12 protein-coding genes are annotated in these 13,071 nt (G+C 54.8%); 6 read left to right on the top strand and 6 right to left on the bottom strand.

The window, feature by feature from the left end:
• The first annotated feature begins 3 nt into the window (after positions 1-3).
• Together ACWKXN_RS09465 and ACWKXN_RS09460 are read left to right on the top strand one after the other, a co-directional pair.
• Entirely contained in the window at positions 4-426 is a 423-nt protein-coding gene (locus tag ACWKXN_RS09465; RefSeq protein ID WP_334753939.1) for a GFA family protein, read from the top strand.
• A gap of 68 nt (positions 427-494) precedes the next feature.
• Positions 495-572 (top strand): hypothetical protein, encoded by a 78-nt coding sequence (locus ACWKXN_RS09460; protein ID WP_223239581.1) that lies wholly within the window; start codon positions 495-497, stop codon positions 570-572.
• 337 nt (positions 573-909) lie between these two features.
• Here ACWKXN_RS09460 and ompC read toward each other — a convergent pair whose 3' ends face one another.
• Both ompC and nifJ read right to left on the bottom strand, forming a co-directional pair.
• Complete coding sequence (gene ompC / locus ACWKXN_RS09455) at positions 910-2,019, bottom strand: porin OmpC (RefSeq protein WP_033145697.1); 1,110 nt, start codon at positions 2,017-2,019, stop codon at positions 910-912.
• 389 nt (positions 2,020-2,408) lie between these two features.
• Positions 2,409-5,933 carry a pyruvate:ferredoxin (flavodoxin) oxidoreductase gene (nifJ, locus tag ACWKXN_RS09450; RefSeq protein ID WP_248233134.1) on the bottom strand — a complete coding sequence of 1,175 codons (3,525 nt, stop codon included), beginning with the start codon at positions 5,931-5,933 and terminating at the stop codon, positions 2,409-2,411.
• Positions 5,934-6,204: 271 nt separating this feature from the next.
• On the opposite strand from nifJ, the gene ACWKXN_RS09445 reads away from it, so the two are divergent.
• On the top strand, positions 6,205-6,471 hold the full coding sequence (locus tag ACWKXN_RS09445) for a putative hemolysin (protein WP_023312003.1): 267 nt from the start codon (positions 6,205-6,207) through the stop codon (positions 6,469-6,471).
• Here ACWKXN_RS09445 and hslJ read toward each other — a convergent pair whose 3' ends face one another.
• The 4 genes from hslJ to ACWKXN_RS09425 all read right to left on the bottom strand — a co-directional run bounded on the left by hslJ (position 6,472) and on the right by ACWKXN_RS09425 (position 9,574).
• The gene (hslJ, locus tag ACWKXN_RS09440; RefSeq protein WP_047060981.1) at positions 6,472-6,909 is read right to left on the bottom strand and encodes a heat shock protein HslJ; all 438 of its coding nucleotides are present in this window, start codon (positions 6,907-6,909) and stop codon (positions 6,472-6,474) included. It abuts the gene before it with no gap.
• Between the two features lie 126 nt (positions 6,910-7,035).
• Positions 7,036-7,164, bottom strand: a complete 129-nt coding sequence (locus ACWKXN_RS09435; protein WP_008501283.1) for a DUF2474 domain-containing protein — start codon at positions 7,162-7,164, stop codon at positions 7,036-7,038.
• Positions 7,164-8,174: a cytochrome d ubiquinol oxidase subunit II gene (gene cydB, locus ACWKXN_RS09430; RefSeq protein ID WP_033145694.1), complete on the bottom strand. Its 1,011-nt coding sequence runs from the start codon at positions 8,172-8,174 to the stop codon at positions 7,164-7,166. The genes ACWKXN_RS09435 and cydB overlap by 1 nt, the downstream gene beginning before the upstream one ends.
• The gene (locus tag ACWKXN_RS09425; RefSeq protein ID WP_087822669.1) at positions 8,174-9,574 is read right to left on the bottom strand and encodes a cytochrome ubiquinol oxidase subunit I; all 1,401 of its coding nucleotides are present in this window, start codon (positions 9,572-9,574) and stop codon (positions 8,174-8,176) included. Before ACWKXN_RS09425 ends, cydB begins: the two co-directional genes overlap by 1 nt.
• A gap of 391 nt (positions 9,575-9,965) precedes the next feature.
• On the opposite strand from ACWKXN_RS09425, the gene ymcF reads away from it, so the two are divergent.
• The 3 genes from ymcF to ydcS all read left to right on the top strand — a co-directional run bounded on the left by ymcF (position 9,966) and on the right by ydcS (position 13,063).
• On the top strand, positions 9,966-10,154 hold the full coding sequence (gene ymcF / locus ACWKXN_RS09420; protein WP_023335881.1) for a cold shock small protein YmcF: 189 nt from the start codon (positions 9,966-9,968) through the stop codon (positions 10,152-10,154).
• Positions 10,155-10,236: 82 nt separating this feature from the next.
• On the top strand, positions 10,237-11,646 hold the full coding sequence (locus ACWKXN_RS09415) for an aminotransferase-like domain-containing protein (protein WP_196354307.1): 1,410 nt from the start codon (positions 10,237-10,239) through the stop codon (positions 11,644-11,646).
• Between the two features lie 271 nt (positions 11,647-11,917).
• Entirely contained in the window at positions 11,918-13,063 is a 1,146-nt protein-coding gene (ydcS, locus tag ACWKXN_RS09410) for a putative ABC transporter substrate-binding protein YdcS (protein WP_109844060.1), read from the top strand.
• Positions 13,064-13,071: the final 8 nt, after the last annotated feature.

The following is a 13,071-nucleotide window of genomic DNA, read 5'->3' as shown; positions in this document are numbered from 1 at the left end:
CTCATGGCTGAAAGACGAAACGCGAAGTGCCATTGCGGCGCGGTGGCGTTCACCGTTGACCTTACCGATGGACTGAACACCGCGCGGCGCTGCAGCTGTTCTTTTTGTCGCATGCGGGGCGCGGTGGTCGTCTCTGCGCCTTTGTCAGGGATTAAGGTGACCAAAGGTGAAGATAAGCTCACCGAGTACCGCTTTAACACGGGAACGGCACGGCATTTCTTCTGCTCGGTGTGCGGGATTTACACGTTCCATCAGCGGCGTTCTAACCCAAACGAATATGGCGTTAATGTCGCCTGTTTTGAAAACGTTTCACCTTTTGATTTTCCAGAGGTGAAGGTGATGGACGGCGTTAACCATCCCATGGATGGGGAAAGTGGGGTATTTGGTTATCTCTCTTTTCGCGAGAAAGGGGAAAAGGAGGCATGATTGCCGCCTGGCCACTCTTTTACTCCTCCGGCTATAGTAGGCAGTGGGTAACTGAAACAGGAGAAACTATGCTCTGTGTTGAAAAAGACGATCCGCGTGAGGCCCCTGAATCAGGTGATAAAAAGCCTCAACCTGTGAAAAAATAACGCGACATACGCGTTTACCCGCCACCGGCACTGCTGGTGGCTTTTTATTTCCAGGGACAATAGTTAACTGCCATCCAGATGGTTTAATAGCGCCCCGAGATGCCCGACGATATCACCAAAATCAAAAATTAACGCCATCCACAGCAATGCTAAAAGGGTAAGTAAGGCAAGGGATACACGACCAAACAACGCTGTTATCCTTAGTGAAGAAAGGGCTATCACCGCAGTTTAACCAGCTTACTTTCAACTTTCCCTCAACCAACCCCTTTCTTAAACTGTCTTATGTGACGAACTTCAAAAAACAAGCGAGCCCGCATGATTATGCGGGCTCTGACAATCAGAACTGGTAAACCAGGCCTAACGCTACAACATCATCGGTGCTGATGCCGTTGTCTTTGTAGAAGCTGTCATCTTCATCCAGCAGGTTGATTTTGTAATCAACGTAGGTGGACATGTTTTTGTTGAAGTAATAGGTGACCCCTACGTCAGCGTATTTAACCAGATCCTGATCGCCCTGGCCGTTGCCCAGATCCTTACCTTTCGACTGCAGGTAGGAAAGGGACGGACGCAGGCCGAAGTCGAACTGGTACTGCGCGGTCACTTCGAAGTTCTGGGTTTTGTTAGCCACGGCGTCGGTGTTATCACCATACGGTGTCATATTGCGGGTTTCAGAATACATCGCCGCCAGATAGATGTTATTGGCGTCATACTTCAGGCCCGCCGTCCATGCATCCGCTTTGTCACCACCCGCAGTGGTATTCATGACCTGCTCGTTGGTGCGGTCAGAAGAGGTATACGCGGCACCCGCAGTAATCCCCATGCCGAAGTCATAGGTTGTGGAGATACCGAAGCCGTCACCGTTCTCGTGACGCGTGTCGCGACCGTTGTTGGTACCTTCCTGGTTGTTGCTGGCGTCTTCATTTTTGCCCTGATACTGCAGCGCAAAGTTCAGGCCCTGCACCAGACCGTAGAAGTCGGTGTTCCGGTAGGTTGCCACGCCGTTTGCGCGGCCGGTCATGAAGTTGTCGGCTTTGGTGTAGGAGTCGCCACCGAACTCAGGCAGCATATCGGTCCAGCCTTCCACGTCGTACAGGACACCGTAGTTACGACCGTAATCGAAGGAGCCGTAGTCACCCACTTTTACACCGGCGAAGGCCAGACGCGTCCAGGACTGATTATCAGACCCTTCCGTGTTATTGGCCTGAATGTTGTATTCCCACTGCGCATAGCCGGTCATCGTGTTGTTAATCTGGGTTTCACCTTTGAAACCCAGACGCATATAGGTTTGATCGCCGTCAGCACCTTTGTTATCGGAAAAATAATGCAGACCATCTACTTTTCCGTACAGATCTAATTTGTTACCGTCTTTATTATAAATTTCTGCTGCTTGAGCAGAACCAGCTATTAACAGAGCCGGAATCATCAGAGCCAGTACTTTTCTTTGCATTGTGATATTCCTTTGCAGTTGTTTTTATTTAATTACCTGTTGAACTTTCAGAATGAGAAAGTTGTCTCATGCTAAATCACTCCCGTGTAAGAGTAATAAAATATAATTGTTACGAACTAAGTAAAATCTAAACCGAATAAATCGGCGGAAATGATCATTGGTTTGATGAATGATTTAAAAGTAACTATATTAAATTGAAATTATTAATCAGGCGTTAATTAAGGTAATCTGCCCGGCGTTATATGCCTGTAAGATGATTCATCCATAATTAACGTGAATGCTATTAAGGAAACTAAATAGATATTCAATGATTATCTGGATTCGCCCGGTGTGAATACGCCGGGCTTTTTTTATGGCAAAAAAATGCCCGGGCAAGCCGGGCAGGGGAACTAGTCGCTGGTCGGTTTTTCGGCTTTACCCGCCATCTGCGCCAGGAAGTCATAGCGTTTTTGCAGGTCGGCAGCGGCATCTTTCCAGAGCTGCTCGGCCACTTCCGGCTGCTGGGCGTTAAGGCGACGGAAGCGCTGTTCCTGCATTAACGTCTCGGCCAGGGCATCTGACGGCGGACGCGAATCCAGCGCCAGCGGTAATTTACCCTCGTCTGCACGACGCGGGTCGAACCGGTACAGCGGCCAGAAGCCGGTCGCGGTCAGCTGGCGCATCTGGTCATGGCTGAGGGCCAGATCGTAGCCATGCTCTTCGCAAGGGCTGTAGGCAATGATCAGCGACGGGCCAGGATACGCTTCCGCTTCCTGAATCGCTTTCACCGTCTGGTTAAGCTGGGCACCCAGGGAGATTTGCGCGACGTAAACGTGACCGTACATCATCATGCTCACGCCGAGATCTTTGCGCGCCTTGCGTTTACCATGTTCGCCGAATTTCGTTACCGCGCCTAACGGCGTCGCTTTCGACGCCTGGCCGCCGGTATTGGAATAACACTGCGTATCCAGAACCAGGATGTTGACGTTCTCGGTCAGGCTCAACACGTGATCCAGCCCGCCAAAGCCGATATCGTAAGCCCAGCCGTCACCGCCAATCAGCCAGATTGATTTTTCGACCAGAGCGTCAGCGTCGGTCAGCAGCTGTTCAGCCCCCGCAACGCCCTGTAGCGCGCGGCGCAGCTCAGCAACCTGCTCACGACGTTCTTCTGGCGTCGCGTCCGCATGAAGCGCGTCATTGAGCTCAGCGGGGATCTGCCCGGCAAACTGCTCCAGCAGGCGCATCACGCGCGCGCGGTGCTGGTCGACGGTCAGGCGGAAGCCCAGGCCGAATTCGGCGTTGTCCTCGAATAGCGAGTTTGCCCACGCCGGACCGCGCCCATTCGCGTCGGTGGTGTACGGCGTAGAAGGCAAATTGCCCCCGTAGATGGATGAACAGCCGGTTGCGTTGGCAATCAACATCCGGTCACCGTACAGCTGGGTAAGCAGCTTGATATACGGCGTCTCACCGCAGCCGGAGCAGGCGCCAGAGTACTCAAACAGCGGCGTAATCAGCTGTGAGGTACGAATATCAATACGTTCCAGTTTGCTGCGATCGATTTCCGGCAGATTCAGGAAGAAGTCATAGTTGACCTTCTCCTCTTCGACGTGCTCCAGACGCGACATCATATTGATGGCTTTGATCTCCGGATCCTGCCTGTCTTTCGCCGGACAGACCTCGACGCACAGGTTACAGCCGGTGCAATCTTCCGGCGCGACCTGCAGAACGTATTTCTGTCCGCGCATATCGCGAGATTTCACATCCAGCGAATGCAGGCTGGCAGGCGCGGCTTCCATCTCTTCCGGTGAAACCACTTTGGCACGAATGGCAGAGTGCGGGCAGGCCGCAACGCAGTGGTTGCACTGGGTACACAGCTCTTCTTTCCAGATGGGGATCGCTTCGGCAATGTTACGTTTTTCCCAGCGCGTGGTGCCCATCGGCCAGGTGCCATCCGGCGGTAGCGCGGAGACGGGCAGGGCATCGCCCAGGCCGGCCAGCATCGCCGCCGTCACGGTCTTAACGAAATCGGGCGCCGCATCGGACACCACCGGAGGGCGGTTCGGACTTGCGGCATTCACCGGCTGCAGCGGTACCTCAAACAGCGATTCGCGTGCCAGCGCCAGCGCCTGCCAGTTTCGTTCGACCAGCTCCTGGCCCTTACTGCTGTAGCTTTTGGCAATCGCACCCTGCAGTTCCACCAGCGCGCTGTCGCCCGGCAGAATATTGGTCAGGTGGAAGAAGGCCATTTGCATTACGGTATTAATACGCGCAGCAAGGCCACATTCGCGGGCAATTTTCGCGGCGTTGACCACATAGAAACGGGCTTTTTTCTGGTTCAGCACCGCCTGAACTTCCTGCGGCAGCCGCGCCCAGACTTCGTCCGCGCTGTACGGCGTATTGAGGAGGAAAATGCCGCCGGGCTTGAGGCGCTCGGCCATCTGGTATTTATCGATAAACTGCAGCTGGTGGCAGCCAACAAAATCGGCCTGAGAAATAAGATACGCGGAGCGGATGGGCTGTTCGCTCACGCGCAGGTGGGAAACGGTCAGGCCGCCTGCTTTTTTGGAGTCGTAAACGAAGTATCCCTGGGCGTACCACGGCGTTGAGTTGCCGATAATTTTGATGTTGTTTTTGGTCGCGGAGACGCTGCCGTCGCTGCCCAGACCGTAGAACAGCGCCTCAAGTTTGGCGGTCGAGAGCAGGGTGTTTTCCGGCAGAGACAGGGACAGATTCGTCACATCATCATAAATGCCGACGGTAAAGCGCGGTTTGGGTTTCGCTTCGCTTAACTCGTTGAATACCGCCAGCACGCAGTCCGGCCCAAACTCCTTGGAGGACAAACCATAGCGACCCCCGATTACGCGCGGCAGCGTTTCACGTTCGCCCTGATTAAAGGCTTCTGCCAGGGCGGTCATCACATCCAGATAGAGGGGTTCCGCCTGCGCGCCCGGCTCTTTGGTACGGTCGAGCACCGCCACAGCGCGGGCGCTTTCAGGCAGAGCCGAAAGCAGATGTTTGGCCGAGAACGGACGATAGAGACGCACCTTAAGCACGCCAACTTTTTCACCACGCGTCAGCAGCTCGTCTACTACCTCTTCACAGGTCCCAATGGCTGACCCCATCAGCACAATTACCCGTTCCGCCTGCGGATGGCCGTAGTACTCAAACGGTTTGTACTGCCGGCCGGTTGCGGCGGCAAAGTCATCCATTGCCTGTTCAACATGGTCGTAAACCGCGTTGTACCAGGGATTAGTGGCCTCGCGGGACTGGAAATAGGTATCCGGGTTCGCCGATGTCCCGCGAATAACCGGGTGTTCAGGATTCAGAGCCCGGGCGCGATGCGCGTCGATTTCCGCCTGCGGCAGCAGATTCAGGATAGTATCGTCGGCCAGCGGGACGATTTTGTTGATTTCGTGAGAGGTGCGGAAACCATCAAAGAAGTGAATAAACGGCACGCGGCTTTTAAGCGTGGCGATATGCGAAATTAAGGCAAAGTCCTGCGCTTCCTGAACGCTGCTGGCACATAGCATCGCACAGCCGGTCTGGCGCACGGCCATCACGTCGGAGTGGTCACCAAAGATAGAGAGCGCGTGGGTAGCAACGGTGCGCGCGGCAACGTGCAGAACGAAGGGCGTCAGCTGACCGGCGAGTTTGTAAAGCGTAGGGATCATTAACAGCAATCCCTGTGAGGAGGTAAACGACGTGGAAAGCGCGCCGGTCTGAAGCGCACCGTGTACCGTGGCAATCGCACCGGCTTCAGACTGCATCTCAACCACTCTCGGGACATCGCCCCAGACGTTTTTTAACCCGTTACCCGCCCATGCGTCCGCCTGCTCGGCCATGGTAGAACTTGGCGTAATCGGGTAGATGGCGATAACTTCACTGGTGCGAAACGCGACTGAGGCAACTGCACCATTACCGTCAATAGTTTGCATAGGACAACACCCTTACATTGCGCAAAAAATAGGGGTCTGTATTACGGCAACAAACCCTGAATATTATCTGTGTATTCTAGCAAACGGGGGATTTTACGATTTTCGCTTTTGTGTCCTTGGTATTCCTGCCATCAATGAGTAGATCAAACTTTTGGCGAAAAAATTGCGAGAAATTGTTTCTAAAGCGCATAAATACGCACTTCCGCTCTCGACGACACGGGATGTGATGCCTATTATGCATAGGTTTCGCATTATTCATGGGGGAGAGAGCATGCGTTCAGCATTTTGGGTAGGGTGTGCCGCGTTATTGTTGTCGGCATGTAGCAGTGAGCCAGTCCAGCAGGCAACGGCAGCCCACGTGGCGCCGGGAATGAAAGCGGCAATGTCCAGTTCAGGTCAGGCCAACTGCGCGATGATTGGCGGTTCGCTGTCTGTCGCCCGCCAGCTTGATGGTTCTGCTATTGGGATGTGCGCCTTGCCAAACGGCAAACGCTGTAGTGAACAGTCGCTTGCCGTTGGAAGCTGCGGTAACTACTGATTATTCTACACGCTTAAACATCAGCGTTTTATCGGCTGTCGCCAGCGTTAACTGGTCCTCAGTCAGGTCGACCTGCGCCCCTTTGCGCAGCATGTCGCCGATGGTCTGATCCAGCTCATTCAGCTGCGGCTCAGTACAGAGCTTACGGGTCATGGCCAGCGTTTTAACCTTCAGCTCGCCTTCGGACAATTTCCCCTGTCCGTTGAAGCGGTTACACATCTGACCAGAAACGCTGATGTTATTCACCAGGCTGATATCTGGCAGCGCGCTAAAACCGATCTCAGGTTGCGTTGTCGCGGTCTTCACGGCCTTACCGTTGACGTTTTCCAGCACAAAGCGATGGTTTTTAAGTTGCTCCGGCTGTACGGAGGCTTTGCCCGGATTAACGCAGCCGGAAAGGACAAGACTAATAACGCTTAACGCAATGAGCTTTTTCATTTTTCTTCTCAAACTATAAATACTGTGAATCTTTTTCCAGTGTAACGATACTCTGCCGTGCGTTAATGGGGTTTATCTGAAAGTGCTGGGAGGAGCCGGGCAACGCAGCGGTTGCCCGGAATGACGTTAATGCGATTTAAATCCTGCCGCCGTCATCAGCATGCGGAAGAGCATACTGACAGCAGCCAGCGCCAGTACGCTGCCGCCCCAGATAATGGCCAGCCACAGCAATCTTTTCCAGACCGGTTGTTGCATCAGTGATAACCCTCCCCATGCTGAACTTTGCCGCGAAACACGTAGTAGCTCCAGAAGGTGTAGACCAGAATAACGGGAATGATCAACAGCGCGCCCACCAGCATAAAGCCCTGGCTTTGCGTCGGGGCGGCGGCCTGCCACAGGGTGATCGACGGTGGAATAATATGCGGCCAGATGCTGATCCCAAGCCCGCTAAAGCCGAGGAATATCAGTCCCAGCGTCAGAATAAACGGACGGCTATGGCTGGCGGGATTATTCAGGCAGCGCCACTGGTACAGGCTAAAAATCACCACCAGGGCAGGGACCGGCAGCAGATAAAACAGATTCGGCAGCGTAAACCAGCGCGCAGCGATGGCCGGTTGCGCCAGCGGCGTCCAGAGGCTGATCGCCGCAATAAACGCCAGCAGCACGATTAACAGCGTTTTCGACACCTCACGCATCCGCTCCTGCAGCGCGTTTTCGCTTTTCATCACCAGCCAGGTAGAGCCTAACAGCGCATAAGCCACCACCAGCCCCGCGCCGCAAAACAGGTTAAACGCGGTAAACCAGTCAAAGGGGCCGCCGGTATAGGCCCGGCCGGTGACGGTAAAGCCGTTAATGACGGCGCCTACCGTCACGCCCTGGGTGAACGTTGCCAGAATTGAACCGCCAATAAACGCCTTATCCCAGAAGGGGCGGTGGGCCGGCGTGGCTTTAAAGCGAAACTCAAATGCCACTCCGCGGAAAATAAGTCCGATCAGCATTAATGTTAGCGGAATGGTCAGGGCATCAACGATCACCGCATAGGCCAGCGGGAATGCGCCGAACAGGGCGGCACCGCCAAGCACCAGCCAGGTTTCATTTCCGTCCCAGACCGGCGCGACGCTGTTGACCATCACGTCGCGATCGTCGGCGTTCTGCGTGGCCGGGAACAGAATGCCAATCCCCAGATCAAAACCGTCCATCACGATATACATCAGCGTGGCGAAGACGATGATCACAAACCAGATAATGGAAAGGTCGATACCCATTATGGCTGCTCCTTATGTTCAGTTGTGACGGCAGAAAGCGGGCGCGCCGGACGTCCGTCGGACTCGGTGGCGAAAGTTTCATGCGGCTGCGGGCCTTTTCGGATGAGGCGCACCATATAGCTGTAACCCACGCCGAATACCGAGGTATAGACGACGAAGAAGGCCAGCAGGCTTACGCTCATATGCAGGTCACCGTGGGCAGAAACCGCATCCTTCGTTCGCTGGAGTCCGTAGACCACCCACGGCTGGCGGCCCACTTCGGTGGTGATCCACCCGGCCAGGATGGCAATCAGCCCGGTTGGCCCCATCAGCAGCGCAAACCACAGGAAGGGGCGAGACGAATACACGCGTTTTTTGTAGCGCAGCCAGAGAGCCATCACCCCGAGCAGCAGCATCAGCATGCCCAGGCCCGCCATGATGCGGAATGACCAGAACACGATGGTGGAATTCGGTCGGTCTTCCTTCGGGAACTCTTTGAGAGCCGGAACCTGTTTATCCAGGCTGTGCGTCAGGATAAGACTCCCCAGCGCTGGGATCTCCAGCCCAAAGCGGGTGCGCTCCTGCTCCATATCCGGCCAGCCAAACAGCAGCAGCGGGGTAGGCTCACCCGGCGGATTTTCCCAGTGGCCTTCAATGGCGGCAATCTTGGCGGGCTGGTGCTTTAAGGTGTTCAGACCGTGCATATCGCCAACCATGGCCTGGATGGGGGCGACAATCAGCGTCATCCACAGCGCCATCGAAAACATTGCCCGTATGGCAGGGGTATTATTGCCGCGCAGCAGATGCCATGCCGCGGATGCGGCCACAAACAGGGCGCTGCTCAGGAATGCGGCTATCGACATATGCAGCAGGCGGTAAGGGAAGGAGGGGTTAAACACCACGGCGAACCAGTCCACCGGCACGACCTGACCGTTGACGATCTCATAGCCCTGCGGGGTCTGCATCCAGCTGTTCGACGAGAGGATCCAGAAGGTAGAAATAATAGTGCCCAACGCCACCATGCAGGTGGAGAAGAAGTGCAGACCCGGCCCGACTTTGTTCCAGCCGAACAGCATCACGCCGAGGAACCCGGCTTCGAGGAAGAAGGCGGTCAGCACTTCATAGGTCAGCAGCGGGCCGGTAATGCTGCCCGCAAACTGTGAAAATCCGCTCCAGTTGGTGCCGAACTGGTAGGCCATCACCAGCCCGGAGACCACGCCCATGCCAAAGTTGACGGCAAAAATCTTCGACCAGAAATGGTACAGCGAGCGCCAGACCGGATTTTTGGTTTTCAGCCACAGCCCTTCGAGTACGGCAAGATAGCTTGCCAGGCCGATGGTGATCGCCGGGAAAATAATGTGAAAGGATACGGTAAAGGCAAACTGTATCCGTGCAAGGTGAAAAGCATCTAAACCAAACATGCACAGCCTCAATGTCAAACGGTGTGCTGTTATGGTATAGGGGCAACGTTCGGACTATCAGACGCAGAAAAGTGATTTTTAACCATAACAGTTGACTTAAAACTCATGCTTTAGTCATCTGATATACCTCGCATGAGGAATAAAAACCGTCTTTTTATGAATTTTACGCATAAAACTGCTTGCCTTGTCGTCTGCGCCGTGCGTTAATGGCCCTCTGGTTTTGAGTCCAAATAAATATCTGACGTAGTTTTATAAAGCAGTTCTCATCACGTTGTGCCTCTCCGCAGCCTCTCTTGGGTCTTTATCTACTTTCCGATTCGTTTTGTTTAAAACCATTATTGCCCAATCGGCCCATTAGTAATTTACGTTTTTACGTTCACAGGAGAATCCTATGACTTCTTATATTCATTTCCGCTGCCCATGCTGTCATGGCTCGCAGTACCGTACCTCAGTCTTTGATATGTCTGAGAAAAACCCACTCGGCGCGAAATGCATCTTTTGCAAATCGTCGATGATCACGCTCGATCACCTGGCCGCCGCGCGTCAGGCGCAAAGCCACGTTACCGAGTACCGTAAGTAATTCGTTTCCCGAACCATAACAGTTAGCTAAATCTTCTCTTTTTCTCCTGCTGATATACACTGTCGGTCACAAGGAGAATTTGATGAAAAAATACCAGCGTCTGGCGCAACAAATTATCTCGCAGATTGAGCTTGGCGTATGGCTGCCGGGCGATAAGCTGCCTTCGCTGCGAGAGCAGGTGGCGAGCAGCGGCATGAGTTTTATGACCGTTGGCCACGCGTATCAGATGCTGGAAAGTCAGGGGCGCATTGTCGCCAGACCGCAGTCGGGCTATTACGTTGCCTCGCGCCCGACCGCACATCAACCTGCTCCACCTGCCCAGGTGATACGTGATGAAGTAGTGGATATTAACACCTACATCTTCGACGTCTTACAGGCCAGCCGCGACCCGTCCGTTGTTCCTTTTGCCTCCGCGTTTCCCGATCCCCGACTTTTCCCGCTGCAGCAGCTCAACCGCTCGCTGGCGAACGTCAGCAAAACCGCGACGGCGATGAGCGTGATTGAGAACCTGCCGCCGGGTAACGTCGATCTCCGCCACGCCATTGCCCGTCGCTACGCGCAGCAGGGGATGAACATCTCCCCGGAAGAGATTGTGATCACCGCAGGCGCGCTTGAAGCGCTCAATCTCAGCCTGCAGGCGGTAACCGAGCCGGGCGACTGGGTGATAGTCGAAAACCCGTGTTTCTACGGCGCGCTGCAGGCGCTGGAACGCCTGAAGCTCAAAGCGTTGTCGATTGCGACGGATGTCCGCGAGGGGATTGATCTGAATGCCCTTGAACAGGCGCTGAAGGAGTACCCGGTTAAAGCCTGCTGGATCATGACCAACAGTCAGAACCCGCTTGGCTTCACGCTGAGCGCGGAGAAAAAAGCGCAGCTTGTCGCGCTGTTAACGCAGCACAACGTCCCCCTGATTGAAGACGATGTCTACAGCGAACTCTATTTTGGCCGCGAAAAGCCGCTCCCGGCGAAAGCATGGGATCGCCAGGACATGACGCTGCACTGCTCGTCTTTTTCAAAATGCCTGGTGGCCGGTTTTCGCATCGGCTGGGTTGCGGCAGGAAAACACGCGAGACGCATTCAGCAGCTGCAGCTGATGAGCACGCTCTCCACCAGCTCACCCGTGCAGCTGGCGCTGGTGGATTACCTGGCGACGAAACGCTACGACGCCCATCTGCGCCGCCTGCGGCGTACCCTCGCCGAGCGAAAACAGCAGGCCTGGCAGTCCCTTTTGCGCCATATGCCTGCAGGCGTCAAAATCCACCATAACGACAGCGGCTACTTTTTATGGCTGGAGCTTCCGGCGCAGCTGGATGCGGGTCTGCTCAGCGAAAAAGCCTTAACGCACCACATCAGCATTGCGCCCGGAAAGATGTTTTCCACCTCCGACGCGTGGACACCGTTCTTCCGGTTTAATACCTCCTGGGCTTGGGGAGAGCGAGAAGAGCAGGCGGTCATTCAGTTAGGAAAATTAATTAGCACGATGCTGGAATAAGCTTTTCTCCGTTATTTAAATAATCAATTCTTATCCTGATGACGGCACTGCGAATATTTCGCGGTGCCCTGTCATAGGAAATCTGCATACCGTCTCTCGCGGCTAACTCCTTGTCTATAATCCAGTTAACGGGGAATGCGCCCTCGGTCACACCTTGATGAAATTTCCTGAAGCCGTACGGTGCGGCGCATTTGCGCGGTCTACGTTTAATAAGGGAGATATTTTTACGGCACGGCTGCCGCTAAATTTCATTGCGACAGGAGTAACTCTTATGAGCAAACATTTTGCCCGCAGCAGCCTGTGCGCGCTCGGCATGACTATCATGACAGCGCAAGCCGCAGAACCACCAAAGGCCATCGGCGACGGGGAAGGTCGGCTGGATATTATCGCCTGGCCGGGATACATCGAACGCGGACAGACGGATAAAAATTATGACTGGGTCACCCAGTTTGAAAAAGAGACCGGGTGTGCGGTCAACGTCAAGACGGCGGCCACGTCGGATGAAATGGTCAGCCTGATGGCGAAAGGGGGATATGACCTGGTCACCGCCTCGGGTGACGCCTCCCTGCGCCTGATCATGGGTAAACGCGTTCAGCCCATTAACCCGGACCTCATCCCCAACTGGAAAACGCTCGACGCGCGGATTGTAAAAGGGGAATGGTTTAACGTCGGCGGGAAAGTCTACGGCACGCCGTATCAGTGGGGGCCAAACCTGCTGATGTACAACACCAAAACCTTCCCGACGCCGCCGGACAGCTGGAGCGTGGTCTTTACCAAACAGGATCTGCCGGACGGTAAAACCAATCAGGGACGCGTTCAGGCCTATGACGGCCCGATTTATATCGCCGATGCCGCGCTCTTCGTCAAAGCTACCCAGCCGCAGCTGGGTATCAAAGATCCTTACCAGCTCACCGAAGCACAGTATGCCGCCGTGCTGAAAGTGCTGCGCGACCAGCATGCGCTGATCCACCGCTACTGGCATGACACCACCGTTCAGATGAGCGATTTCAAAAATGAAGGCGTCGTGGCCTCCAGCGCCTGGCCGTATCAGGCGAATGCGCTGAAGGCCGAGAACCAGCCCGTTGCCACCGTCTTCCCGAAAGAGGGGGTGACCGGCTGGGCGGATACCACCATGCTGCATGCGCAGGCAAAACACCCGATGTGCGCCTATAAGTGGATGAACTGGTCGCTGACGCCTAAAGTGCAGGGCGATCTGGCGGCCTGGTTTGGCTCCCTGCCCGTGGTTGCAGAAGGGTGTAAGGCCAGCACGCTGCTGGGTGATAAAGGCTGCGAAACAAACGGTTATAACGAGTTCGACAAAATCATGTTCTGGAAAACCCCCATCGCCGAAGGCGGCAAATTTGTCCCTTACAGCCGCTGGACGCAGGATTACATCGCCATCATGGGCGGTCGTTAATTGCCCGG

It is taken from the genome of Enterobacter sp. UPMP2060, assembly GCF_053709655.1.
This window is presented reverse-complemented; position numbering and strand designations above follow the sequence as displayed.